We start from the raw sequence: 26,099 nt of genomic DNA on the forward strand, positions 1-26,099 counted from the left end.
TTACAACGCTGTAAATAATGGCTTTTTGCTGTCTTACTGACTATATTTGCAATAATTGGTTAATTATAACCGCCTGTAATGAAACATTTTTTCTGCAAAGCCATATAACATGGGTTGCTTTTCCAGCATCATTTGGCGGCTGCAGTCACAACAGGTGATAGTGCAAATCGTGGTAATGTAACGTGACAATGTTTTGACAATCCAAGGCATAGATACCTGCTGGTCGATTGGCAACACGGCTTGTTTGCTTTGTCAGCACGGCGTTGCTGAATACAAATAACTGACTTTTTTAGCGGTGATAATATGAATGTGTTTGACAATAAAACGATACTAATCACCGGTGGTACCGGCTCTTTTGGTAAGCGTTTTGTGAGTTACCTGCTGGCCAATGCAACCCCCCGCAAAGTGATAATTTATTCTCGCGACGAACTAAAACAGTTTGAAATGCAGCAACATTTTAATGCTCCCTGCATGCGTTATTTTATTGGTGATGTCAGAGACAACGAACGGCTTAAAATTGCCATGAAAGGCGTTGATTACGTAGTGCATGCCGCCGCGTTAAAACAAGTGCCCGCCGCCGAATACAACCCGAATGAATGTATAAAAACCAATATCAATGGCGCTCAGAATGTCATAGATGCGGCCATGGCGAATGACGTTTCGCGCGTCATTGCGTTGTCGACCGATAAGGCCGCAAACCCGGTGAACCTGTATGGCGCAACTAAACTGGCATCTGACAAGCTATTCGTGGCGGCCAATAATATCTCAGGTGCCACCGGTCCGCGTTTTTCGGTGGTGCGTTATGGCAATGTAGTGGGTTCACGTGGTTCTGTCGTGCCGTTTTTCCGCAAATTGCTCAGCGAAGGTCGCCAAAAACTCCCTGTTACTCATCCTGAAATGACCCGCTTTTGGATTACCCTGGATGAGGGCGTTGAGTTTGTAGTGAATAACTTTTCGCGCATGCAGGGCGGTGAAATCTTTGTACCGAAAATTCCCTCGATTCGTATTACCGATCTGGTTACGGCAATGAGCGGGCAATCGGCTTACGAAGAGGTTGGCATTCGCCCGGGAGAAAAGTTACACGAGGTCATGGTGCCTGAAGAAATGGCCCATCATACCCTGGAGTTTGACGATCACTACGTTATCGCGCCGGCTATCATCTTCTTTGATAAGAATATCAACTACCGGCGCAATCGTCTGGGCGAAGAGGGCAAACCCGTGGCTGATAAATTTGAGTACCACTCTGGAACCAATCCACACTTCTTAACCATCGATGAGTTACAAGCTTTGGATAAAACCACGTTATGATCCCTTACGGCAAGCATACGTTATTTCCGGATGATATAGAGGCTGTTAAGCATGTGCTGGAAAGCAGCTTTTTAACTCAGGGTGACCAGGTGCCCCGTTTTGAGCAGGCGATATGTCAGTATACCGGCGCCGAATACGCGGTGGCTTGCAACAGTGGCACGTCGGGATTGCATATTGCCTGTTTGGCTGCGGGCGTTAGCCGCGGCGATACCGTGTGGACTGTGCCAAATTCTTTTGCCGCCTCGGCGAACTGCGCGTTGTATTGCGGGGCTAGCGTTGACTTTGTTGATATCGATCCGGCAACGCGTAATATTTGCATCTCCGCATTAACCGACAAATTGCATCTTGCGCTGGCTGAAAACAAGATTCCAAAAGTGATTATTGCGGTGCATTTTGCCGGCAGCAGTTGCGATATGGCAGCTATATCAGCCATCGTAGAGCCTTACGGAATCACCCTCATAGAAGATGCCGCACATGCTCTGGGCGGGTCTGATTCTGACGGTAACCGGGTAGGTTTGTGTAAATACTCGGCCATGACAGTGCTGAGTTTTCATCCGGTTAAATCTATTACCAGCGCCGAAGGCGGCATGGTGCTGACTAATGACGAAGAAACGGCCAGACAGTTACGCCGTTACGCCAGTCATGGTATCAGCCGCGACCCCCAGCTCATCGGCGCTGAACATGCCGACGAACCGTGGTTTTATGCGCAGTTTGAATTAGGCTTTAATTACCGGCTGAGCGATTTACATGCTGCTCTGGGGCTTTCGCAACTCAAGCATCTGGATGATTTTGTTGCCCGGCGATTAGCCCTGGTTCGGGAATATGACAAAGAACTGACCGACTTGCCGGTTATTAAGCCGATCCTCGATGAAAACAGTGCCTGGCACCTTTACATGATCGAGTTGAACCGTCATGATCGCAAAACTGTGTTTACACAGCTTCGCGAGCGGGGGATTGGTGTCAATGTACATTATATACCAATCCACCTGCATCCTTATTACCAGAAATTAGGGTTTGCGCCTGGTCAGTTCCCACATGCCGAACACTATTATGAGCGAGCGCTGACACTCCCTTTATTTCCCGCAATGTCTGCCGATAACCAGCAGGAGGTTGTTAAGCAGTTAAGAGAGGTTTTACTATGAACATCGCCGTGATCCCAGCCCGTGGTGGCAGTAAACGGATTAAAAGCAAAAATATCAGGGCGTTCGCGGGACAGCCTCTGATTGCCTATTCTATTCAGGCCGCTAAAGCCTCAGGAATATTTGAAGATATTCTGGTGTCGACCGATTCGGAAGAAATCGCCAGAGTGGCTAAAGCCATGGGCGCCACTGGCATTATTGAGCGCCCTGCAGCACTGGCCGATGATTTTATTGGCACCACGCCGGTCGTGCAGCACGCCATTAAGAGTCATCAGGATATTGAAGACTCACCGCCAGATTATGTGTGTTGTATTTATGCGACGGCGCCGTTTATTACTGCCAGCTCGATTGTCGAGGGGTACAGTAAATTAGTCGCCGCCAAAACCATGAAGTACGCCTTTTCAGTGACAACATTCCCGTTTCCGGTACAGCGCGCCATCAGAATGTCGGGGAACGGTGTTGAGCCGGTTGATCCGGGCAGCATGGCCTGTCGTTCACAGGATCTGGAAGAATGTTATCACGACGCAGGTCAGTTTTACTGGGGGACGCCGGAAGCCTGGTTAGGTGAGGCAGGCATGTTTGCGCCTCACAGTATTCCGGTTGTGTTGCCACGACATATGGTGCAGGACATCGATACGCCGGAAGACTGGGAACGTGCCGAGTTAATGTATCGCGCTTACGTGGCGGACAGCAAAAAATGAGCCGGCCAGACGCGCCTAAAACAGTGAATATTGGTGGGCGCCAGATAGGCGCGCAGCACTGCCCGTTTATTATTGCCGAGTTAAGTGGCAATCATAACCAGTCACTGGACACCGCTAAGGCCATGGTTGAAGCCGCTGCCGAGAGCGGCGCGCACGCGATAAAACTGCAAACCTATACTGCCGACAGCATGACACTGGATGTCAACGCGAAAGGATTTGTTATAGAGGAGCAGGATAGTTTATGGCACGGCGCCAGTCTTTACAGCCTGTATCAAAAAGCGGCGACGCCTTATGCATGGCATGCTGAATTGTTTGCCTATGCCAGGTCGTTAGGGATGCTTGCATTCAGCTCTCCCTTTGATGAAGCCGCAGTAGACTTTCTGGCCGAACTTGACGTGCCGTGTTTTAAAATCGCCTCGTTTGAGCTCACCGACATACCACTGATACGAAAAGCTGCCAGCAAGGGTAAGCCACTGATCATGTCGACAGGCATGGCCAGCCTGAGCGAGATTGAGCTGGCTGTGAGTACTGCGCGGCAAGCCGGTTGTCATGACATTATTTTATTAAAATGTACCAGCACGTACCCGGCGGAGGCGAGCAATACCAATTTGGTCACCATCCCTCATTTGCGGGACGCTTTTAACTGTCAGGTAGGGCTGAGCGATCATACCGGCGGTATTGGCGCCTCAGTGGCGGCAGTGGCGCTTGGCGCCAGCGTAATCGAAAAACACTTTGTACTGGATCGCAATGGCGGTGGCGTGGATGCGGCGTTTTCACTGGAGCCACAGGAATTAGCCTTGCTGGTGGTCGAAACAGAGCGTGCCTGGCAGGCCTTAGGGCAGATTACCTATGGCGGTAGTGAGGCCGAAGATAAATCAAAACAGTACCGGCGCTCTATTTATGTCAGTGAGGACATTGAGCCCGGTGATACCCTCGGCGCGCATAATTTAAAGATTGTTCGCCCGGCCTTTGGACTGGCGCCAAAACACTGGGAAGAGGTGTGCGGTAAAACTGCCAGGCGTGCAATGTCAAAAGGGACCCCCCTTCATTGGGGGGCCATTGGTTAATGAGTAAGCTGGTCTTTTGTGTAGAGGCCTCTGCCAGTGCCGGTATGGGCCATCTGATGCGATGTCTGGCCCTGGCTCAGGCCGCTCAAACCCGCGGGCTCGATAGTGTTTGGCTGGTGCCGGAGCCGGTGTTACCGGTTTGTCGCCAGCGGCATGACTGGGTTGGGCGCGCAGAGCAAGCTGCCAGCACGGAAGCGGGGCTGGCGGCGCAGGTTGAAGCCATATGCCAGCAGGAACATGTGCTAGCCACCGTGCTTGACGGTTATCATTTTAGCGCCGACCTAGCACAACAACTTCAACGCCTCGAACCCCCTTTGCTGGTGCTGGATGATATTCAGGGTGCAACTATCGACAGTGCCGATATCATTGTGAATCCCGCGGGCGAATCATTGCACCGTGACTATAGCCGGCGCAATAGTACAGCTACCTTGTGTTTAGGGGCGCCGTACCGCTTGCTGCGCAGTGAGTTTGCAGTGACGCTGCCACTGGAATTAAGCCAGCGGCGCAGTCTGACGGTCAGTTTAGGCGGCAGCGATCCAAAGCACTACACACTGCCCTTACTCGACGCTTTAGCTGCCACCTTACCGGATGTGCCGCTGCGGGTTGTAACCGGGCCGGGTTTTGCGCATCGCGATGCGCTCGATGATTTTATTTCTGACTCACCGGCAATTATCCAACATGTACACAATTGCCAGGATATGGCTGATGTATGGGTGAACGCCCGGTTAGCAGTTGCCGCGGCGGGCGGCACGCAGTTTGAACTGGCTGCTTGCCATACACCTGCGGTGTTACTGGTGGTGGCTGACAACCAGTTAGTGGCGACGGAGCAAGCCAGCGAGCAGGGCTGGTGCGAAACCTGGGATGCACGTGAGAGTCTGGATGCCCCAGCACTGAGCGAGAAGATAAAAGCTCTGTGGGACGACGCGCAAACACTCGAATCAATGCATCAAGGTGCTGCAAATTATGCATTCACCGAAGGGGCCGATAACGTCCTCGATATGCTGGCGGAACACTTACAAAACTTGCAACAAGCGACGGGCGAATGATAAGCGACACTCCGGTAAATCAGTATTCTATCAATGCCTACCAGGTATCACTTGAGCCTATACAGATTGAGCATCAGGCATTGCTGCGCGAGTGGCGCAATAGCCCGGCGGTACGTGCGCAGATGTTGTCGCAGTCGGTCATTAGTGAAGAGCAACAGCTTGCCTGGTTTAAGCAAACCCGTATCGACCCTAAGCAGCTGCATTGGGTTGTGGTGTATCGTGACGAGCTTATCGGTTCGACCAATGTGAAGTCTTTGGAAACCGGCGTGCCGGCCACACAAGCGCGCTTACTTGAACCCGGTTTGTATATTGGTGAGCCGCGGTATCAGGGTAATATTATTGCGTTTGCGCCAACGTTAGCAATGTACGATTACTGTTTTGAACAACTTAATGCTGAATGTTTCAGAGCAGTGGTTAAGAGCACGAATAGCGCGGCCTTGCGTTACAATCAAAAGCTTGGCTACCGGCAGATAGGTACTGCACAGCAGGGCACGCTTTGTACGCTGGAGTTGACCTTTGACGATTATGTGCAAAGTACCCGGCAAATAAAACAGTTCTTATCGCGGCAACGAACAACAAACAGAGGATAATGTGGATAATCAGCAAAAGTTAATTGATGCTTTTACGCAGGCCCTTGGTATTAAACCAGACGCCGTGACGGACGAGTTAACCTACAATACTATCCCGGAGTGGGACTCAACGGCGCATATGGTTTTGGTGGCTGAGCTTGAGAACACCTTTGATGTCATGCTCGACACCGACGACATTATTGATATGAGTTCGGTGGCTCAGGCAAAACTGATATTGCAAAAATACGATGTCAACATCGGATAGAGTCTCGCTCAGTAAAACATCGGTACTGATCACCGGTGCCACAGGGGGAATTGGTATGGCGCTGGTAGAACGCTGTTTAGCGGCGGGGGCTACCGTGTTTGCCGCGGGGCGAAACGAAGCCAGTCTCAATGCCTTACAGGAAAAAGCCGGCAAAGCACTGATCCCGCTTTGTTATGATGTGACCGACGAACAAGCCGTGAAAGACACCTTTCGACAATTGCAGCGTATGGTGTCAGACGGGGTCGCGCCTGCTCTTTTTGGATTGGTAAATTGTGCCGGCGTAATGCTGGAATCGCCCTTGTCTGTAACCAAAATGGACAACCTTAAAGCGCAACTCAACATTAATTTATTGGCGCCTTACCAACATATGCAGTTGGCCAGTCGTCTGATGAGCCGGCTGCGTCGTGGCAGTATTGTGAATGTAGTGTCGCAGGTGGGCGAGCAGGGGAGTAGCGGTATGAGCGCTTATGCGGCCAGTAAAGCGGCGCTCACCGGCGCCACAAAAGCGCTGGCAAAGGAACTCGCGCCAATTGGCATTCGGGTGAATGCGGTGGCGCCAGGCTTTATTAGCACAGCGCTGACCAGCCATTACAATGAGGCTGATCAGCAAGCGGTATTAAAGCGCGTGGCGTTGGGCCGGGCCGGTACGCCTGAAGAAGTGGCCGATGCCATATTTTATTTGTTATCGCCGCTGGCGGGCTATACCTCTGGTCAGGTACTGGGAGTGGATGGAGTGTTTACACCATGAGCCAAACCTCGCCGGTGCTGAGGATTCCGTTTATCTCTGAGCATCGCAGTAGCGATGCGCTGGCGCTGCTTGAGTCACAAGGCAGTATGACGTATCGACAGTTAGCTGCAGCCGTTGAAACGCGAACCAGGCAATTCACGCAAAGCCTGAACGTCGAACGGCCAATAATACTGCTAGTGATGGATAATAACATAGGCTCCGTGGTGGATTACCTGACCGCGCTGGCCCTTGATTACGTCACATTGGTGGTAAATCCCGATGCCAGCGATGAAGTACGCCAGGCCTATATCGACGCATTTAACCCTCATGCAGTAATCAGCCAGGGGCAGGTGTCACTGAGGCACACGAGCGTGATAGACACCGATCCCAGAGTCAGCCTGTTGCTATCAACATCTGGCAGCACCGGTGCGGGTAAATGTGTGGCGTTGTCGGGGCGAAACCTGGTAGCAAACTGCCAGTCGATTCTGGAATACCTACCCATTTTACCCTCCGACAACACTCTGGCCACGTTGCCACTGAGTTATTCTTACGGACTGTCTGTGCTCAATACTCACCTGCAAGCCGGTGCGACAGTGTGTTTTACGCGTAACAGTGTGTTCGATAAAGCGTTTTGGACCGAGGTTAAAACATTGCCTGTACATTCCTTGTCGGGTGTACCGTCTTTTTATGACATGCTCGCGCGACTGCGCTTTACGCACATGGATTTGCCCGAACTGCGTTATTTTACCCAGGCCGGTGGCCGCCTGAAGCCTGCACTCGTAGAAGCGTTTGCCCACTATGCAGCGGAGCATAACAAACAGTTTTTTGTCATGTACGGGCAAACCGAGGCAACGGCGCGGATGGCTTATCTGGCGCCGCATAAAGCGGCGGCAAAACCAGCGGCGATTGGCCAGGCCATCGCTGGTGGTGAATTTAAAATCGTTGCCAGCAACCAGAGTACTCCCGGCCAGGGCGAACTTTTTTATCGGGGTGACAACGTGATGCTCGGCTATGTCTCCACCGTGTCTGAACTGGCTGGCTTTACGCCGCCCGAGTGGCTCGCTACCGGGGATATAGCAAGTTGTGACGCTGACGGCGATTATACTCTCATCGGACGCTTGAAGCGGATGATAAAACTGGCCGGAGAACGGGTTTGCCTCGATGTGATGGAACAACTGTTTACAGCGGTGTTGTGTGATTATAGGCTCATGTTACCCGCTTGTGTGATAGGCAGGGATGACCACATTATTTGCCTTTACAGCGGCGATATTGCGCCAGATTTACACCAAAGCGTGCTCGAAGCGATAGCCAAGCGAATGCAGATCCCACGGCGCAATATTACCCTTCGTAGCGATGTCACCTTGCCCTACACCACCAACGGAAAGCTCGATTACGCCGGACTGACTGCGCAACTTGAGGAGCAGAACTGATGTTTAACTATTCCTCAGAGTTGTTCGAGTTGCCGGTGTACGGTGTGGGCCGGACCGACAAGCAGGCTATGCTCGATAGCATGTTAAGCAGGTTGAGCGAATACCATTATGACCATTGCCAGGCCTATAAAAACTTACTCGATTGCAATGGTTTTTCCCCGCGCAATAAAGCCGCTGCAGCGCAGCTGCCAGTGGCGACGACATTGTTTAAAGATCTGACACTATCGAGCATTCCTGATAGCCAGGTGTTTCGGCAAATGCGTTCGTCCGGCACCAGCGGACAAGCGTCGAAAATTGCACTGGATGCCGACTCTGCTAAACGTCAGAGCAAAGTGCTGGTAAAAATTTTGCAGGCCTGGCTGGGCAAGCAGCGCCGACCCATGTTACTGATAGATTCAGCAGCCACGGTTAAAGCCGCTGGCGCCATGACCGCGCGCGCCGCCGGGCTGCAAGGGCTGTCTTTTTTTGGCCGCGATCATTGTTATGCGCTGGACGAAAATATGCAGTTGGATATACCAAAGGTAACAGCTTTTTTTGATCAGTACGGGCAACAGCGGGTGCTAATGTTTGGTTTTACCTTTATCGTTTGGCAGCAGTTTGTACAAGCGCTTCAACGTCACGGTTTAACCTTTAATTTTGCTGACGCAAAGCTGATCCACGGCGGTGGCTGGAAAAAAATGCAGGAGCAGGCTGTGACAGACAGTCTTTTCAAACACACCATCAATGAGCGGCTGGGTAATGTCAGTGTGCATGATTATTATGGCATGGTGGAACAAACCGGTACCATTTATGTGCAGTGCGAACACGGTTATTTGCACACGCCGGTGTGGTCTGATGTATTGATTCGACGACCAGATGACTTAAGTATTGCTGACGTGGGAGAAAGCGGTTTAATACAGGTGAACTCGATATTGCCAAGCAGCTACCCCGGTCACTGCTTGTTAACCGAAGATTTAGGTATTATTCGGGGCGAAGATGATTGCGAATGCGGTCGTCTTGGTAAGTACTTTAGTGTACTCGGCCGGGTTCCCAAAGCAGAAGTGAAGGGTTGCAGTGATACATTTGCATAGTTTGTCTCATTTGGTTAAGTGGCATATTGCTCCGACAGAAAGTATGGACTCAAAGCCAGTTCCGGGTGCGACCGAATTGTGTGAAGCAGTAGGCGGTTTTTCTGATTTTTTGTTCAAACAAAGCACATTGAGGCGCTACCCTGAGATAGTGGCACTGGCGTTTTGGTTTCGGACCGCGAACCTTAAACATATCCGTAATCGACTAGCTCCTGACGATGCATCGAAAACAGTACAACGAGTGTTTCATATCGCCCCGGCCAACGTCGATACGGTGTTCGTTTACTCATTGTTGCTCTCTGTATTATCCGGTAATTGCAATACAGTAAGAGTAAGTGAACGTAGCGGTGAAGTGACCTGGATTTTAATTGATATGTTAAACCAGTATCTGGATACCCAAAGGGGCACATTGCTTAAGGCGCTGATTTGTGTCGTTGAATACCCGGCACAACATCAAGCTGTTACCGAACAACTCAGCAACTGGTGCGATCTGCGGGTAGTCTGGGGGGGCGATGATGCCATTAAGGCCATTTCTGAAATCGCACCGCATACCCACCAGATTAGTTTTCCGAATCGTTATTCGGTCGCAGTCATTAACGCGACGCAACAAAGTGACGTAGCAATTCATGCCCGTGCATTATTAGCGGACGTTTTACCTTTTAATCAGCAAGCTTGCTCTTCTCCCAAAGCTATTTATTGGTTAAACACCCAGCCAGCACTGCAGGAACAATTTTGGCGAGAAGTCGCGACTCAACTGCCGACGACAAACCATCAATTAAGTGTTGGCAATAAGGTAGGTCAGCATACTGATCTCCAGTACTTAGCCGCGTCGCAAGGATTAAAACTGGCTGAAGAGTTTGCCGATAAAAGTGCATTCGCGCGTATCGCAAGTGTTGGTCCGCTTGGCCGCTGTAAAGTAAGCGAAATTACCAGCGCAATGCTCGAAGTGCATGCCGGGAATGGTTTGATTCTCGAACAGGACATACAGTCAATGAATGACATTGCCTATTCCACAAAGTTACAAACTGTAAGTTGTACCGGAACTGACACCGGAATAGCACCGACGGGTGAGCACAAGCGGATCGTCCCACTAGGTAAAGCACTCGAATTTAACGAGGTGTGGGATGGCGTCGACTTATTAAAGGAGTTTTACTAATGGTGTTGCTTAGATTTGAGGATCTTCAATGTTAAAAGATATTCGCATGCACCTCGAAGCAGATGAGGATAAACAAGCTGATTTGGAGCAACAGCTGTCAAAACGTATTATTTCAAATCATCGTCGCAATGCATTGGCCTTCGCAAGGCATATACCGTCAATTCAGCATGAAGTGCAAAATGTGACGTCTGAGAATATTGCTATTTTTGCCAATAAACTAGGACAACACAATATTGTCGACTATGGTACTGGAAGAACTGTCTATGGCCTGGATCCGCAAGCGGAGATTAGCAGACAGGTTGATGAATTTGTTCGTCATGCACCCTATATGTCCCTGCAAACTAGCAAAGAAGAGCTTGATTGTGATAATTACAAATCCAACGAGCTGGAATCATTACCAGGTTACCAACAGCAAATGGCTTATCAGGCACTCCCTGAAAAAGTGGATGTACTGGTTGTGTTCGGCCTTGGGATGGGATTCCACATAGAAAAACTAGTACAACAGTGCAGTATTAAACATCTCATTATTTACGAGCCTGAAAAGCAGTTTTTCAAATGTTCTGTGTTGGCTATGGATTGGCAAAACTTACTTCAGACAATGGAAGATAAGGGTACGGCAGTCTACTTACAATTGGAGAAAGATGGCAGGGATCTCATTGAGAATATTGAAGAACTTGCCAGTAATGTCGCAATCGACGGGTTTTATTTTTATAAACACTACAATCATGACATTTTCGATGTGGTTGATCTCGATTTAAAACATTACTCCTGGCAACATCTGGTAAAAGAAGGCTTTAACTTTGCGAAAAGAGATAATCCTAATCTATATCTGCCAATATGGTCTGCAAGCATCGATATAGAGCACTCAAAATCGGTGAGCGAGGACGAATCCAGATATGTTGCTAATTTGGCGGCATTCAAAAAGTATTTCCCCGATATTTACGCTGAGTTTAAATCCTATCAGCCGCAAGATTGGCTCCCCATCAGACAGTCTAATGGCGAAATTAACCTTGTGCAGAAAAAGTCACTGTTGCCATTTAATGGTGAGTCACCTAAGAACGATGCGAAAGTGAGTTTTGAGTATTTTGATAAATACCCACAGAAAGACGGCCTGGTGTTAGGCTATAAAGGGGCAAAGTTAAAAAAATATCAGCACTATCAATTTGTTGCTAAAACAGAAGAATTACTTGAAGAGGTGGCTGAAGACGTTGGCCAATTGCCTGAAACGGTAAAGTCTCTGATTATGTTTGGTATTGGAACAGGTTATCCGGTAGAGGCGCTTTGCGATCAGAAAAAGGTGGAAAAGCTGTTTTTATGCGAGCCTAATCGTGATTTCTTTTATGCATCGTTATTTGCCATTGACTGGGAAAAAATCCTGGTTGATGCGGATAATCAAAAACATCGAATCTACATAAATATCGGTGACGACGGTTCGCATCTTTTCAGGGATCTTTTGGCTCAGTTTTATTCAATCGGCCCTTATATTCTTGCCAGCACCTACTTTTATCAGTCTTATTATAACGCGAGCCTTAACCAGGCATTGGCGCAACTACGTGAGCAGTTACAAATAGTTATATCAATTGGTGAGTATTACGATCATGCTCGTTTTGGTATAGCACACACCACTGAAACGATTAGCCGTGGCTATCCATTGTTACTTTCTCACCCAGCAAAGAAACTCACCCACCAGCAAAAAGAGGTGCCGGTGTTTATTGTTGGTAATGGACCCTCTTTAGATGGTTCTATTGAGGCAATCAAAGAATGGCAAGGGCAGGCGATTGTCGTTTCCTGTGGCACAGCTCTCATGCCACTTTACAAAAATGGTATAGTGCCAGATTTTCATGCTGAGATAGAGCAAAACCGCTCAACCTTCGATTGGATCTGCAGGATCGGTGATTTTGAATATCTGAAAAAAATAAATTTAATCAGTTGTAACGGCATACACCCGGATACCTGTGATCTGTTTAATAATGTTTATATTGCGTTTAAATCAGGAGAGTCTTCGACAGTCTCCGCGCTTAATATACTTGAACGTGAAGACTATGAAGAATTGGATTTTGCATTCCCCACGGTGTCTAATTTTGCGGTGAATATATTTAGCAAAATTGGCTTTAACCAATTGTACCTGATGGGCGTTGACCTGGGATTTTATGACCGGGATAAACACCACTCGGTGCATTCTGGTTACTATCGAAAAAATGGCAAGGAGGTGTACGATTATAAAAAAAATAACAATACTTCGCTTGTCGTTCCTGGCAACTTTAGAAAGCATGTTTTTACCAAACATGAATTTAAAGTGTCGAAAGAGATCCTTGAGCAGACCCTGGCAAGCCGCAAGCTCGATTGTTTTAACACCAGCGATGGAGCGAAAATCCAACACACCTCGCCGCTCACAGTCGATAATATTTTATTAACTAACTCTGCCGCCGATAAAAAAGATGCGTTAACCGCGGTATTGCAGACAGCATTTAGTCCGTATGCGGAGAGTCAGTCTTATCGTGAGGCGTTTGAGACGCGTTATTCCCCGAAAAATCTGGAGTTTGAACTGACAGGGATTATTAAATTGGTGGAGCAGCCAATTGAGACGGTTGCCGATGCTGAACATCTCATTGACCGGCAAAAAGATATGTTGTTCGCCTCCTATTCTCACAGTAAATCCTTGTTGTTTTTTTTACTGTACGGGACGCTCAATTATTCTAACTCGGTACTCAGCAAAATCGTTAACAGCCGTTCTGAGTCCTGGTTAATGCAAACGGAAAGATTTATCGAAGACTGGCTGCACTTTTTGAAATCAGTCAAAACAACTGCCCTCGATAACTTATTTTCGTTTGATTTTTGCTCATCGTTTGCTGACAAGCGTGAGCATGTTTTCATTAACAACTATATTGCTAACGAGCAAGTAGTAGTTAAAACGGATACTTCGCTTGAGCCATTGCTGTTAGGCCGATTAAAACACTTATCATTTTCGCCAGAACAGTTTTCAGATTGGTCTGAAACGTCATTAGACGGTGTGAGCGAGCTATCCGGCATTCTTTTTCTTGGTCGTAACAGTAAATCGATACTGGAAGAGGTGGGAGATGATATTGCCAGCGGAAAATTTAAAAAATTGCTGGTGTGTGGTTTTAACCCAACTGAAATCGAACACTTAGATTGTAAAGAGACCATTGTGAGTTATGTATTGCTGGGCGACTTTCTTAGCAGCGATGAAGATTATGAGGCCTTAGCTAGCGGTGAAAAGCCGTTGATTGTTGCGCATCATTTGGCATACGTGCTGTATAAGTGCTTTATGAGTTGTGATTATTACAGTTTATTTATCCCCAAAGCTAATTTTTATGGGGAAAATATGACAGCGCAGCAAAATTATGTTGATAACATAATAGATTGTATCGGCAACCCCGAAGGCTTTATGGAATTTTCGACCTATGTGGCAATGAGTAAACGACCGGGCATTAGCAAGGATGATTTCCATGATGCGGCGGGGAATCTCGGCATGTTTTTTAGTGGCATCCCCACGGCGAATGAGTTGGTAGTGCCATTATCAGACAATGCGCTAAGGGATGAACTGGCATTTCATTCTAAAGGCAAATGGCACCTGGTCGACTAAGTCGCAAAAGGGTGAATTAGGACATATGGAATTTCTGACTGGTACCGCCAACATACTTCCTGTTTTGTATTTAAGCCTTATTGCGATTTTGCTGTTGAATAAGGAGTTGCGTGCCAAGCGGGGGGCGTTGAGTAAGACGCTTTCATTAGCCGACCTGAATTGGCTGGCCGGAGTTGTTTTTTTGCACTCAGCGGTGAGCGGGTTAAATGATTATACGGGGATGTTATTAGCGCTAACCTTTACCGCCTACGGGTTACTTGTATGGCTCGATGCAATGCTATTCGTGCAGTACCGCATTGAAGTAAACCGTGAAACCATTACATGGTTTTTTAAGGGAACCAAGGGGTTACTTAAAGGTATCCCTCATTTATTCGACGTTCTTAATAAATACTGGCCCGCGATCCTCATACCTTTTTCGATTACTGGCGCTTTCTGGTTATCTGTATACAGCCTGAGCACGGAGGTTTCGCTTTTAGCAGCATTTATGTTTGTTATCTATGGCTGTTCCGCAAGTACCCCACGGACATTCAGAGTTCTGGTTGTGCTGTTTGGTAGCGGTCTGTCTTTGCTGAGCGTATTACTGGGCAGCGAGCTTAGATTTAATGAAAGTAGTATGTTGACGTTGCTTGCTGCATTTTTGCTGTTCATAAACATTTATGCGATGCTCAAGCGGCCCAAAAGTGCCTTTTTTACAACCCCCAGTTTGTTGCCCAATATTGTGTTGAGCGATGATTTTATTGTTGCTGAACAAACTGGCAGGTCAACTGACAGTCACTTTATTCCTGAGCCTAAGTCGATACAAAGAAGCAATCTTTTCGGCTGTTGCAAAGGCGCCAACGTCATCATGATCACCATGGAGTCTCTCGGGTGTTATGTAAAGCCCTATCCGGGAGCGCCGGTGGATTCGCTGTTGGAAAAGCGCTTTGGCAGTAATCGCTGGCTGTCGGAGCAACACTTTAGTCTTTGCCCGAACACGACAGTTTCAACAAATCAGATATATACCGGCATGTATTCTAATAATCCTTATAACAAGAAAGATTCTGCCTACTTTGGTGCCGAGCCTTATTATATTCGTGATTTAAAAGCGCAGGGTTATACAACACTGTTTTTAGACAGTGCCAATACCGACCTTTACGATTATTGGAAGCTATTGGAGCGTATTGGCTTTGACCATGTATGGGGTACACAAGACATACCTGCGAATGGGTTAACGGCTGATTACCGGCTCTGGAACATGGTGGATGAAATCGTCGATAGGGTTGGCGACAGACCTTACTATCTTCACTTAATCAACGATCAGACCCATATGCCGTATGAAGTGGTAGACAAACAACGCTTTAATCGACATAAAGGTAATAGTCAGAAGGCACTCTATTTAAACGCCGTTGAAGAAGTGGATTACATCATCGATGAATTTCTTAACCGGTTAGCGCAAAAGCTGGACCTGTCGAATACCATTTTGGTGTTTACTGGCGATCACGGCGAATCCTTTGGCGAGTATGGCTATAGCTTTCACAGTAATTCCGTGATACCCGAGCAGACCCAAGTGCCATTTATGCTCACGCACCCTAAGCTGTCTGCTAAAACTCTGACGCATTCGAGTCACTTTGACTTGTTTCCGACATTCTTCGACCTGCTGGGTATTGACTACCAGCACAAAAGTTTCGGCCAGAGTTTGGCCCTGGACAATAGGGAGTGCTGTTACTTTTTCCATTCAGCGACGCTTAAGGGCAATACACCAGCAAATTTCAGCCTGGTGAAAGACAATCAACTGTATTGGTTTGACCGATTGTTTAATCAAACCTATCAGTTTTCCTATCAGCATGAGCACTGGAGCAATATTCCAGTCAGTGACAAGCAATGGATTGAAACAATGCTTGGCTATAATTTGTTGCAGAAAGGGTTAATCAACTCAGATAGTGAACGGCAATCTGGCTGAATTAATGATTTTTGCACATAGACCGATATAAAGTTTGTCAGTGGGTTTACAATAGTAGCGTCATGAAATACCGCTTAAATAAAATTTACTCAGAATATGCCAACGTGCATCAGGTTTGTCAGGACGCGCTGACGGTGTCAGATAGCGCCAACGTCCGGTCCATATTAATTGGCGGCTCGTTACTTGGTATGGTGCGTGACAAAGATTTTCTGCCCTGGGACAAAGATGTAGATTTTTGTGTCTACCAGGATCAGGTCAGTGACATATTCGCTCTGGAGTCCCAATTCAGAGAGGCCGGGTTTGAATGTCGCAAGCACTTTGTTGGCGTGCGCAGTAAAGGCGAATTGGCCAGCGGATTAACTGGACTAAAAGCTATCACGACACTACTGGATTCACTCAGTATCAAGTATGTTCTCACTAGTGGCGCGTTACTCTCTTTGTACAGAGACGGCAAGTTGAATGCGCAAACCGATACGCTGGCGCTGTTAATCCCTACAATGGAAGAGGCAGAAATTAATGCGCTGGCAAAAGAATTCGGCCATTTTGAACAGTGTTTTATTCGCTGCGTGGACGGGCGGGGTAAGAGCCTGACCTTGGAACAAGACGGATGGCGCATAAATCTGTTTAATTTTGAGTTCTCGAAAAACAAAGGCGTATGGCGGGATCTTAATTGTGAATACTGGCTGGACTGCAATTTGCTGAACGCGAAAACACTAGAAGTGGGTGATGAGCAGTTTAGAATTCCTGTTGATACCGAGTCGTTTTTACAGGCTCGCTATGGCAATAGATGGTCTGAACGTTCTCCAGGTACATTCACAGAAGGACGACTGCCAGCGTTTTTGCAAGTATACAAAGCTGGGGTAATGGTTGATTATATTATTCATTATCAGGTGGGTGAAAAAACCTATTGGTTTGAGCCTAATGCGAATGTGATCAGCACTCAGGGCTTTCTCCCTACAGAACTCAAGTCGACAACGGCCGGAGAGCTGCGTTTTCCTGTTCATCCCGAAATTTTTTTAAAAGAGCATTATGGAGATTGGCAAACGCCGGTAAAACGGTGGAATGGTGCAGTAGACAACCCGACTTTAGTGCCCAATCAGCACGCCATGGCAATTATTCTCAAAAGCTATCCAACATTAGCGGTTAAATAATAGATGACGAGTTTTCTTACACAGCAAATAAATCAGGCGATTGAGAGTAAGCAGGTCAAACTGGTGTCTTTTGACCTCTTTGATACGCTTATATATAGAAAAGCTGATAAGCCTGCTTCTGTTTTTGCTGAGGCATTCGACTTGGTGAGTCATAAGCTGACAATGCAGTTAAACGCCCGCGATTACGAAGAATTGAGGCAATTTGCTGAAAAAAACTTAAAAAATAAAACGAAGAGCAGAGAGGTCAGCCTCCAACAAATTATTGCGACCTTGCCGGTGTCAGCACAAGATCAGGAGACATTGTTGCAGGCAGAACTGGCCGCGGAAAAGCGTCATGGCTTTATTGATGCGGAGCTTAAAGCACTGATTCTTGCGCTGCGAAAGCAGGGAACACAAATCATCTTTATTTCAGATATGTACCTGACAGCGGCGCAGATTCGGCAGTGCTTCTTTTACGATGAGCCAGAGTTGGCTGATATTCCTTTGTATGTGTCCTGCGAGCGTCAGGCCAATAAAGCATCTGGTGAGCTATTCAAACAGATTCAGGCTATTTATCAGATTGAATACGCTCAGTGGCTACATATTGGCGATCACGAAATATCCGACGTTAAAAATCCGCGCTTGCTGGGAATTGCGGCAATTCATGCCGCACCTATGTTTAATTTAAAGCGCATTACAGAAGCTGAAACTAAGATTTTTAACGCACGTAACGATTGTAATGCAGTCAGGCAATTAGCCGCATTACATCGCCCTCCGGAAGTAGATGTGCCCTGCTATGAGCTGGGCGCCATAATATGGGGCCCAACACTTTTGGGTTTTTGTGATTGGGTAATCGAAAACGTTTTAACTCAGCAAGCTTCGCATATCTTGTGCGTTATGCGTGAGGGAGAAGTGTTTGCCCCGTTAATAGAAAAACGGTTATCGCAAAGGCAACTCAGCGAAATTAAAGTCATCAAGCTCTATGCATCACGCAAGTCCACGTTTTGGCCGTCAATAGATATTACCAGTGATGACTGGTTCGAAAGCGTCATCAAGATTCTCGTTGGTCGACGAGGATATAGTGTTGCTGATTTTTGCAAAGATTTTGGCTTTACACCTAAGGTATTGCTGAGCCAGTTTGCAGATCTGGACTTTAAAAAAACTGATGGCGTTTATTTTGAAGGCGAGTCAGTTTTTAAGCTGTTGTGTCAACAAGCAAAAGCGAACACACAGCCGATCAAAGCTAAAATCGCCCAACAAAAAACTCAATTCATGGCGTATTACCAGCAAGCGGTTGGCGTGGAACTTAGCCAATGTGTAACAGTTGATTTAGGCAACGGGGGGACTATTCAAAATCATCTGGAGCAAACCCTGGGGATGCGCGCTGCGGCGAATTTGTTACTTTACTCGACGAACAGAATATATGGTCGCCTCGATACGTTATACCAGTCATTCATTGCCGCTCACAATGACAGCGATAACCTGCGCAGGCTGTTGGCTCGCTCGCCGGAGTGTATAGAAAGCTTTTTGTTAGGAAACATTGGTACTACGCTGGGCTACTCATCATCAGGTGAGCCGCAACTTGGCAACGCGACTAAAGAAAATGACACGCTAGTGTCTAGCTTTTACCGGGGCGTTGAGCAATTTTTTGATTTGTTCCTTCGCTATAACTTACCTCAGTCCTCGTTGCGAAGCGCCGTAGCAATTTTGTCGCGATTCGTAAGAATGCCAACGGTGGAAGAGGCGAATATATACACCCGGCTGCACCATGAAGACAATTTTGGCGCCGACATTTCTTACCCTATTATCAATGATGAGCAAATTACTGCTGTTAAAAATCTCGGCGTTGAGCAGGCACATTCAACCTTTTATGCATTTGAACACTGGGAGATTGGCGTGTTGCATTGGCCGCAGGCTATTATTACGCTGCTTGATCCTGATTTTCACTTCCGTAAAGCAGGCTTGTTACTCAATAACAACTACCTGAATATTGTTAACCTGATAAAGCTAATTGAAGAAAAACAGTGGCGTAATTTTACTGTTTATGGCGCTGGTATTTTCTTTGAACAGTTTTATGAGATTGCGTCAACTTATAACTTTACCGTTGAGCGCTTGGTTGACCGTAAGGCTGAATTAAGCGGTGAATACCAGTTGCAAGGATTAAGCGTTAATGGTCTGGCAGAGGCGTTGAAAAAGGGCTCGAGACTGTTTGTCGTGACCTCGTTCGCTTTTAAAGATGACATTGCCAGAAATATCTACAACCTGGCAGATGAAATGGGATATGCCGGCGATATTGAAGTGATAAGTCTATGAATTTGATACAACAAAAACTTGTTAGTATCGTTATTCCCTGCTACCAGCAAATTGAGTTTTTGCATCGCGCTGTTAACTCCTGTATTAAGCAATCTCACTCAAACATCGAAATTCTGATCGTTGATGATGGCAACGAAGACCCAATTACCCGGAAAGACTTTCCGGCCGATCCGCGCGTTAAGCTCATCAGGCAAGAGAATAAAGGCTTATCGTCAGCGCGCAATACAGGCATCGCCAAGGCTGAGGGAGACTATATTAAGTTTCTCGATGCTGATGACTGGCTATTACCGGATTGTATTGAAACGCAGTTAAGTTCGCTGGGTGCCAGTACTGATACGCTATCGATTATTGGCTACTGTTTAACCCGCGATAATGGCGGCACAGCTCAGCCTGTTATTCCTAAGTTTGGCGATTTTTTTGATGGTCTCGCGGCAATTAATATTGGGCCGCCGCATATCTTTTTATATCCCACTGCACTGGTGAAAGAGGCCGGAGGCTTCTCTACGTCTGATAAAGTCAGGGGGGGGCATGAGGACTATGACTTTAACCTGCGCCTTGCGCTTAATGGCGTGAAAGTGGTGACCTGCCACAGTATTGGTTGCTACTATTTTGTTCATGAGCAATCTATGTCGAACAAGGTTGAGAGTATGCGGGTTAGCCGGGGCAAGGTGCTTGCAGACGTGCTATCCGAAGCTCAGGCGCAGAGTGCTGAGTTAAGTTTATTTTGGTTAGTCTCTGCTCTCACCGGAGCGCTTAAATATGGTTTTTATGATTTAGTTAAAAACTCCCTGACAGCCAGAATAGAAGAAGCCAGGTCACGCACTGATGAGTCCCTTGGCCATATTGAACTAAAAGAGCTAATTTGGATGCTGCTGCGATGCCGCCAGCAAATTCTGCAGTTGCCATCGGCGCGAAATGATGTCCTCTGGATTGAGCATGTTTTGGCTTCACTTTACAGGCGTTACAGGAGAACTGAGCGCTTTTACACCGACCAGAATATATTATCGAGTTGCTATTCCGTGCGACCTTTTGAGTTATCAGAACGGCAAATAACGAGCATTGTTAATCGGTTACAACAGCTGGCGCCGCCTAACAAGCTGTTGTTATGGGGAGAGGGTGCGGGTCTTAAGCGCTGGCTAAAATGGGTGGAGTTGGCAGGTGTTAACAATTGCATTGGAACGAGTAAGGACATTAAAGAATCGAAGCGTTTGGAGGGGGTTCCATATTTACCTCTGAACGACATAGAGCTCACAGAAGTTGAGAGTATTCTTATTTGTAGTGAGAGTTATTATTGGGAAATTATAGCTTTTCTGCGCTCATTGAAACTCGAAAATAAAGTCATTGATATCTATTCGGAGTTAAACTTTTAGTCCTGCCGCTGATTAATGAAATTGGTTATGATGCCGATATCTAAGCAATGTTGCTGCTAAATGGGTTGATTGGCGCATACTGCGAATCAACACCCTTGTAAGCTTGTTGTACAGCTGGTGAATAAGCGCTGCGAAATTGCACGTTGCTGCAGAGAAAAGGTAATTGATTTGAGAGTCCTGTTAATAAGTCGCATCAATGAACACTCACAAAAATTCGCGGGAGTGTTTAATAAAATTAAGGGCCAGTTGGAAGGGTTTGAGCAAGCAGGATGTGAAGTGTTCTGCTCGTACATGTCTTATGGTACTCAAACCCTGGCAAAATATCATGACAACCATTTTGTCACCGAGTCATTAACTTTTACAGACATCAATGCAAAAGACGAACCGGTAAGCTTTTGGGAAAATGCCGTCAGTGTTGTAAACCATGTGCAACCAGACTTCATTTATGTGCGTTACGAGCCCATGCTGCATTCACCTACGCTGGTTCGTTTTTTTGAACAGGTCGGCCAGCAATCAGCGGCACAGAAATGTATAGAATTTCCAACCTATCCTTATGAATCTGAATTACCTGATGCGAACTTAGATACCGTGAGGGCTAACCGGCAGGCCATGCTTGAACATGTTGACCATATATTTTCGACTTGCTATGAACCGTCAATTATGGGGAAAGTTAACCACCCATTTGACAATCAATTAAGCGAATCAATGATCAACAGTTTTGCGGAGCATAGGCTTGTTCCGTCGCGTAAACAATCGGCAGGAATTAATTTGCTAATAGTGGCTAATTTAAGCCACTGGCATGGTGTAGACCGCGTGTTATTGGGATTGAAAGAGTATTACAACCAACCTCGAGATAAAATGGTGACGCTGGATGTCGTTGGGGTGGGGGAAATGCTGGAACAGCTAAAAAACACCTCCAATGATTTAGGCATTAACCATTCGGTTGTGTTTCATGGTTTCAGGAGTGGTGAGGAACTCAATCAATTATTCATTGATGCTGATGTGGCAATTGCGAGTTTAGGAATGCATCGTACAGGCTTGTATCGCAGTTCAACGTTAAAAGCCCGCGAATATATGGCGTCAGGATTACCCGTTATTTATTGCTGTGATGATAGCCTTTTTGAGGATAACCCTTATGCTATGAAGGTTGCTGAGGATGATACAGCACTGAACATTAGTGATGTAATACGTTTTTCTGAAGCGTTGACAAAAATTGATATTAGCAAAACAGATATCGCAGCATTCGCAAGCGGCCGAATATCCTGGCGTACCGTTGCCTGTAACATACTTAGCGTCGTGAAAGGTTCAAACAAAGTTAAAATGACTGATGTTAAGATCGCAGAGAAAGAAGATAGGAATGACTCTTGGTTAACTTCTTTCAGACAACTTTGGAAGGATAAAACCTACATCGCTTTTGTTGGAACAGGGCGTATCGGAACTAATTTCTTTGCGTCATTTTTTGACTCGGTACTTGATGAGGGCATAAGTGTTCATGAACCTCGTCCGGATGCCTTCGATTTAGCAATGGATTATATTCGCAATAAGCCGGATGTATCAGAGGCTGCACAGGAATACATTCGGATTCGAAGCGAGCTTTTTTCTCGAATGACACAAGAGAACAAACGGTACTTTATTGAGTCTAACAACAATTTATCTCTGTTGTTGCCGGTGATCGAATTATTGTTTCCAAATTATAAAATCGTCCACGTTATTCGTCATCCAGAAGACTATATTTGTTCGGTGCTCGGGAATGTCCAAGCTGGAGGGTATTCCTTGTACAGTGACGATGACCCTCGCCTGAGACCGTCAGCAAAAGATTTTAATGATGATCCGTTCTGGAACCAATGGGAGGGCTTTTCTCAGGAACAAAAGATAGCCTGGTTTTGGGGCAAGTACAATGGTGAAATCAATAAGCAAATGAAGGGTAAATCGCAGTATTTACAACTAGAGTTCGCTGATTTGTTCAATAATGAAAGCTATCTAAATATACGGCAGATGTTAGCGTTTCTGCAAATTGAGACGCTGCTTCACGTTGATGATAACGATCTACGGCAGCACTTTAGCACTCCGCGTAATGTGTCGAAAAAGAAAATCGAAACCTTTGCAACCTGGCCTCCATCGAAACAAGAAAAGTGCCGTTTGATTTTTAATTATTTTCAGCATAACGTCGGGCTGAATAAAGCCACTGATTTTTTATGAAAATTTTCAATGCTGGTTAAAATGGCAACTATGCTCGAAGATAAAATTAGGCTTTTTACAGCGCAAAAAGGTTTAAAAGTCAGAGTTGTTCGCCGCGACCTACTTAATGATTTGGAAGTGCGGTATAACAGAAGCCTAATCAATACATATTTTGAGACTGGTGTGTCTTTTCAATCCGCAATTATTAATGCTGGATACAAGGTTTTTCTAGGGGCTTACTCTTATATGAATGACCTCGGTTATATACGCTCTAATACTTTCATTGGGCGCTATTGTTCGATTGGTCGTCGTGTGACTATAAGTGCTGGTATGCATGCGATGCATGGTGTCAGTACTCATCCAGCTTTGCGTAAGTCTCTTAATTATTCGACATCTGAACAATCAATGCTCAAGCTAAATGTAGCTAATCCCACCACACAGCAGACTATAATACTCAATGATGTATGGATTGGTGACGGCGCTATTATTATGCCTGGTGTTACAATTGGTAACGGTGCAGTAATTGGCGCTAATGCGGTGGTAACACGCAATGTGCCTCCATATACAATTGTGGCCGGTAGCCCTGCAAAGGTTATAAAAAAACGGTTTCCGGAGAAAGTAATTGCGAATTTGTTAAATAGTCAGTGGTGGAACCTTCCTCACGAGCTATTAAATCAGATGCCAACCGGTAATATTTTTGCTTTTCTTGAACATTTAGAGAGCAGAGCAGCGAATAACATAATACTGCCGACTTTTTGTATAGAACAGGGCAAGGAATAGTACCGGTGAAGACTGTTAACTCTTATTATCAAAAGGTCAGCGCGGAGTTCATATCATGAACGCTTTAGTCGATTTTGTTCGCTCGATATACAATCGCAATGATTTTATTGCTTTGCATGAACCACGATTCTCCAGTCAGGAACATCGTTTTTTACATGATGTTGTCGATTCTACTTTTGTATCTTCTGTAGGCAAATATGTAGACCAATTTGAAGATGACATTATGCGTTACACAGGTGCAAATGGAGCTGTAGCCGTAGTCAATGGCACCGCTGCTTTGCATACATGTTTGCATGCGTTGGATATAGCCAACGGTGATCTGGTACTTACTCAGGCGGTATCCTTTGTTGCGACAGCCAATGCAGTCAAAATGGCTGGAGCAGAACCGGTTTTTATCGATATTGCTAGAGATAGCCTGAGTCTGTGCCCAGATGCATTGAAAGAATTCCTTACCAATCAAACTTCGCTTACCCAAGATGGTCAGTGTATCCATAACTCAACTCGTAAGCTCGTCAAAGCGATTTTAGTCGTGCATACATTTGGTCATCCGGCACGATTAAATGAATTGCTTGAAGTTGCTAAGACCTGGAACATTCCTCTTGTAGAGGATGCTGCAGAGAGCTTTGGAAGTTTCTACGAGGACCAGCATACTGGAACGTTTGGACACTATGGGGCTATTAGCTTTAATGGAAATAAAATTATAACGACTGGTGGTGGGGGGATGATACTTACAAAAAGCAGTAAAACTGCTCGCCAAATAAAGCACATTACAACCACTGCAAAAGTCTCTCATCCTTACGAATATTATCATGATGAGTTTGGTTTTAATTACCGCATGCCTAACCTGAATGCGGCATTAGGTTGTGCGCAGTTTGCTTCGTTTGAGAATGTTTTACAGCAAAAGCGTGAATTAGCGGATAAGTATCAGGCTTTTTTTTCGGGCACAGACTATGAATTTGTTACTGAACCATCCTATGCCCGGTCAAATTATTGGCTAAACGCTGTAATTTGTCACGATGCGGCAGCAAAAGTGTCTTTATTAGAGTCCACAAATAAACAAGGCATCATGACCAGACCGCTTTGGCAATTGCTGAATAGTTTGCCGATGTATAAACGCTCTATCAGCACTGATCTCACTAATTCTGAATGGTTAGCAGCACGTTGTGTCTGTCTACCCAGCGGCACCTTTAAGGAGGTAGAGTAATATGAGCGAAGACAATCTCTCGCGGTTATATATTACTGCTGATAAAACGGTCCTGGATGCGCTTAAACAGATGGACCGCGTAGCCAAAAAGCTTCTTATTCTGGTAGATGAAGAATCGACATACCAAAACCTGATATCGGTTGGTGATTTACAACGCGCAGTTATCAATAACGTACCGCTAAGCGCTAAAATTGCAGAACTGAAAATTGATGCGAAGTGGGTATGTAACAAAAGCGATTCATTTAGCCACATCAAGCGAACCATGGCTAAAATTCGTTGTGACTTTATGCCAGTGGTTGATGAGCATAATAACGTAATAGCTATACATTACTGGAATAATGTTTTTGGAGGCGCTGACCGATACAAAAGTAAAGTCTGTAAAGCTATCCCGGTTGTTATTATGGCGGGGGGGAAAGGTACCCGGCTAAAACCTATCTCTAATGTGTTGCCAAAACCGCTGACTCCGGTTGGTGAACGTACCATCCTGGAGGAAATTATCGACCAATTCCAGGCTGTAGGGTGTGATAAATTTCATCTGTCAGTCAACTATAAGAAAGAGTTGATTCAGTATTTTGTCGATGGCTTTAAGTCCGATGACTACAGTATAGATTATGTATGTGAGAGCAAGCCTTTAGGCACAGCGGGCTCACTGGCTTTATTGCGGGATAAAATTGACAATACTTTTTTTGTCACAAACTGCGACATTCTTATCAACCAAAACCTTGATGAAGTACTGGGATATCACCGCAGAAACTGCAATAAAATAACACTGATAGCTGCGTTAAAACACCACAAATTGTCTTATGGTACGCTGAAGACTGGGGACGATGGAGTTTTATTAGCTCTGGAAGAAAAACCCGAATTTACTTTTAAGATTAATACTGGTGTTTATTTATTAGAACCCGAAGTGTTTGAGTTTCTGCAGGATGATGAATATATGGACATAACAGATCTTATCGAGACGGTTAAAAACTCGGGCGGCCAGGTAGGCGTTTTTCCAATTAGTGATAAATCCTGGATGGATATTGGTGAATGGCCTGAATATATAAAAACAGTGCACTCACTATCCGATGACGATAACTTTAACGGGTTGATTTTTAACTAAC

At 46.0% G+C, this 26,099-nt stretch carries 20 protein-coding genes; all 20 read left to right on the plus strand.

Annotated elements, in window-relative coordinates:
- The first annotated feature begins 309 nt into the window (after positions 1-309).
- The 20 genes from pseB (at position 310) to OIK42_RS06810 (ending at position 26,098) form a co-directional block, all read left to right on the plus strand.
- A complete protein-coding gene (pseB, locus tag OIK42_RS06715) occupies positions 310-1,308 on the plus strand; it encodes a UDP-N-acetylglucosamine 4,6-dehydratase (inverting) (protein WP_273641422.1) in 999 nt (332 codons plus the stop codon).
- Positions 1,305-2,450: a UDP-4-amino-4,6-dideoxy-N-acetyl-beta-L-altrosamine transaminase gene (gene pseC, locus OIK42_RS06720; protein WP_273639319.1), complete on the plus strand. Its 1,146-nt coding sequence runs from the start codon at positions 1,305-1,307 to the stop codon at positions 2,448-2,450. The genes pseB and pseC overlap by 4 nt, the downstream gene beginning before the upstream one ends.
- Positions 2,447-3,148, plus strand: coding sequence for a pseudaminic acid cytidylyltransferase (gene pseF, locus OIK42_RS06725; protein WP_273639320.1), 702 nt, complete (start codon positions 2,447-2,449; stop codon positions 3,146-3,148). The genes pseC and pseF overlap by 4 nt, the downstream gene beginning before the upstream one ends.
- On the plus strand, positions 3,145-4,215 hold the full coding sequence (pseI, locus tag OIK42_RS06730; RefSeq protein ID WP_273639322.1) for a pseudaminic acid synthase: 1,071 nt from the start codon (positions 3,145-3,147) through the stop codon (positions 4,213-4,215). Before pseF ends, pseI begins: the two co-directional genes overlap by 4 nt.
- The gene (pseG, locus tag OIK42_RS06735) at positions 4,215-5,261 is read left to right on the plus strand and encodes a UDP-2,4-diacetamido-2,4,6-trideoxy-beta-L-altropyranose hydrolase (RefSeq protein WP_273639324.1); all 1,047 of its coding nucleotides are present in this window, start codon (positions 4,215-4,217) and stop codon (positions 5,259-5,261) included. The genes pseI and pseG overlap by 1 nt, the downstream gene beginning before the upstream one ends.
- Positions 5,258-5,851, plus strand: coding sequence for a GNAT family N-acetyltransferase (locus OIK42_RS06740; RefSeq protein WP_273639326.1), 594 nt, complete (start codon positions 5,258-5,260; stop codon positions 5,849-5,851). The genes pseG and OIK42_RS06740 overlap by 4 nt, the downstream gene beginning before the upstream one ends.
- Before the next feature lies 1 nt (position 5,852).
- On the plus strand, positions 5,853-6,095 hold the full coding sequence (locus OIK42_RS06745; protein WP_273639328.1) for an acyl carrier protein: 243 nt from the start codon (positions 5,853-5,855) through the stop codon (positions 6,093-6,095).
- Positions 6,079-6,843, plus strand: a complete 765-nt coding sequence (locus tag OIK42_RS06750; protein WP_273639330.1) for an SDR family NAD(P)-dependent oxidoreductase — start codon at positions 6,079-6,081, stop codon at positions 6,841-6,843. Before OIK42_RS06745 ends, OIK42_RS06750 begins: the two co-directional genes overlap by 17 nt.
- A complete protein-coding gene (locus OIK42_RS06755; RefSeq protein WP_273639332.1) occupies positions 6,840-8,252 on the plus strand; it encodes an AMP-binding protein in 1,413 nt (470 codons plus the stop codon). The genes OIK42_RS06750 and OIK42_RS06755 overlap by 4 nt, the downstream gene beginning before the upstream one ends.
- The gene (locus tag OIK42_RS06760; RefSeq protein ID WP_273639334.1) at positions 8,252-9,322 is read left to right on the plus strand and encodes a LuxE/PaaK family acyltransferase; all 1,071 of its coding nucleotides are present in this window, start codon (positions 8,252-8,254) and stop codon (positions 9,320-9,322) included. The genes OIK42_RS06755 and OIK42_RS06760 overlap by 1 nt, the downstream gene beginning before the upstream one ends.
- A 43-nt stretch (positions 9,323-9,365) precedes the next feature.
- Entirely contained in the window at positions 9,366-10,475 is a 1,110-nt protein-coding gene (locus OIK42_RS06765; protein WP_273639336.1) for an acyl-CoA reductase, read from the plus strand.
- Positions 10,476-10,503: 28 nt separating this feature from the next.
- Entirely contained in the window at positions 10,504-14,079 is a 3,576-nt protein-coding gene (locus OIK42_RS06770) for a motility associated factor glycosyltransferase family protein (RefSeq protein WP_273639338.1), read from the plus strand.
- Between the two features lie 25 nt (positions 14,080-14,104).
- On the plus strand, positions 14,105-16,018 hold the full coding sequence (locus OIK42_RS06775; RefSeq protein ID WP_273639340.1) for a sulfatase-like hydrolase/transferase: 1,914 nt from the start codon (positions 14,105-14,107) through the stop codon (positions 16,016-16,018).
- A 62-nt stretch (positions 16,019-16,080) separates the two neighbouring features.
- Complete coding sequence (locus OIK42_RS06780) at positions 16,081-17,169, plus strand: LicD family protein (protein WP_273639341.1); 1,089 nt, start codon at positions 16,081-16,083, stop codon at positions 17,167-17,169.
- A 3-nt stretch (positions 17,170-17,172) separates the two neighbouring features.
- Positions 17,173-19,461: an HAD family hydrolase gene (locus OIK42_RS06785; protein ID WP_273639342.1), complete on the plus strand. Its 2,289-nt coding sequence runs from the start codon at positions 17,173-17,175 to the stop codon at positions 19,459-19,461.
- Positions 19,458-20,831, plus strand: coding sequence for a glycosyltransferase family 2 protein (locus OIK42_RS06790; RefSeq protein WP_273639343.1), 1,374 nt, complete (start codon positions 19,458-19,460; stop codon positions 20,829-20,831). The genes OIK42_RS06785 and OIK42_RS06790 overlap by 4 nt, the downstream gene beginning before the upstream one ends.
- Before the next feature lie 168 nt (positions 20,832-20,999).
- Positions 21,000-23,030 carry a glycosyltransferase gene (locus OIK42_RS06795; RefSeq protein ID WP_273639344.1) on the plus strand — a complete coding sequence of 677 codons (2,031 nt, stop codon included), beginning with the start codon at positions 21,000-21,002 and terminating at the stop codon, positions 23,028-23,030.
- A 21-nt stretch (positions 23,031-23,051) separates the two neighbouring features.
- Positions 23,052-23,789 carry a CatB-related O-acetyltransferase gene (locus OIK42_RS20400; RefSeq protein ID WP_374211841.1) on the plus strand — a complete coding sequence of 246 codons (738 nt, stop codon included), beginning with the start codon at positions 23,052-23,054 and terminating at the stop codon, positions 23,787-23,789.
- A 55-nt stretch (positions 23,790-23,844) separates the two neighbouring features.
- Complete coding sequence (locus tag OIK42_RS06805) at positions 23,845-24,993, plus strand: LegC family aminotransferase (RefSeq protein WP_273639345.1); 1,149 nt, start codon at positions 23,845-23,847, stop codon at positions 24,991-24,993.
- A 1-nt stretch (position 24,994) separates the two neighbouring features.
- Positions 24,995-26,098 (plus strand): nucleotidyltransferase family protein, encoded by a 1,104-nt coding sequence (locus tag OIK42_RS06810; RefSeq protein WP_273639347.1) that lies wholly within the window; start codon positions 24,995-24,997, stop codon positions 26,096-26,098.
- Position 26,099 lies beyond the last annotated feature (1 nt).

The organism is Alteromonas gilva (genome assembly GCF_028595265.1).
Taxonomy (GTDB): domain Bacteria; phylum Pseudomonadota; class Gammaproteobacteria; order Enterobacterales; family Alteromonadaceae; genus Alteromonas; species Alteromonas gilva.

Coding starts and splice junctions, on each gene's coding strand:
- pseC (WP_273639319.1), top strand. CDS start 1,305: ATGATCCCTTACGGCAAGCATACGTTATTTCCGGATGATATAGAGGCT.
- pseF (WP_273639320.1), top strand. CDS start 2,447: ATGAACATCGCCGTGATCCCAGCCCGTGGTGGCAGTAAACGGATTAAA.
- pseI (WP_273639322.1), top strand. CDS start 3,145: ATGAGCCGGCCAGACGCGCCTAAAACAGTGAATATTGGTGGGCGCCAG.
- pseG (WP_273639324.1), top strand. CDS start 4,215: ATGAGTAAGCTGGTCTTTTGTGTAGAGGCCTCTGCCAGTGCCGGTATG.
- OIK42_RS06740 (WP_273639326.1), top strand. CDS start 5,258: ATGATAAGCGACACTCCGGTAAATCAGTATTCTATCAATGCCTACCAG.
- OIK42_RS06750 (WP_273639330.1), top strand. CDS start 6,079: ATGTCAACATCGGATAGAGTCTCGCTCAGTAAAACATCGGTACTGATC.
- OIK42_RS06755 (WP_273639332.1), top strand. CDS start 6,840: ATGAGCCAAACCTCGCCGGTGCTGAGGATTCCGTTTATCTCTGAGCAT.
- OIK42_RS06760 (WP_273639334.1), top strand. CDS start 8,252: ATGTTTAACTATTCCTCAGAGTTGTTCGAGTTGCCGGTGTACGGTGTG.
- OIK42_RS06765 (WP_273639336.1), top strand. CDS start 9,366: ATGGACTCAAAGCCAGTTCCGGGTGCGACCGAATTGTGTGAAGCAGTA.
- OIK42_RS06770 (WP_273639338.1), top strand. CDS start 10,504: ATGTTAAAAGATATTCGCATGCACCTCGAAGCAGATGAGGATAAACAA.
- OIK42_RS06775 (WP_273639340.1), top strand. CDS start 14,105: ATGGAATTTCTGACTGGTACCGCCAACATACTTCCTGTTTTGTATTTA.
- OIK42_RS06780 (WP_273639341.1), top strand. CDS start 16,081: ATGAAATACCGCTTAAATAAAATTTACTCAGAATATGCCAACGTGCAT.
- OIK42_RS06785 (WP_273639342.1), top strand. CDS start 17,173: ATGACGAGTTTTCTTACACAGCAAATAAATCAGGCGATTGAGAGTAAG.
- OIK42_RS06790 (WP_273639343.1), top strand. CDS start 19,458: ATGAATTTGATACAACAAAAACTTGTTAGTATCGTTATTCCCTGCTAC.
- OIK42_RS20400 (WP_374211841.1), top strand. CDS start 23,052: ATGGCAACTATGCTCGAAGATAAAATTAGGCTTTTTACAGCGCAAAAA.
- OIK42_RS06805 (WP_273639345.1), top strand. CDS start 23,845: ATGAACGCTTTAGTCGATTTTGTTCGCTCGATATACAATCGCAATGAT.
- OIK42_RS06810 (WP_273639347.1), top strand. CDS start 24,995: ATGAGCGAAGACAATCTCTCGCGGTTATATATTACTGCTGATAAAACG.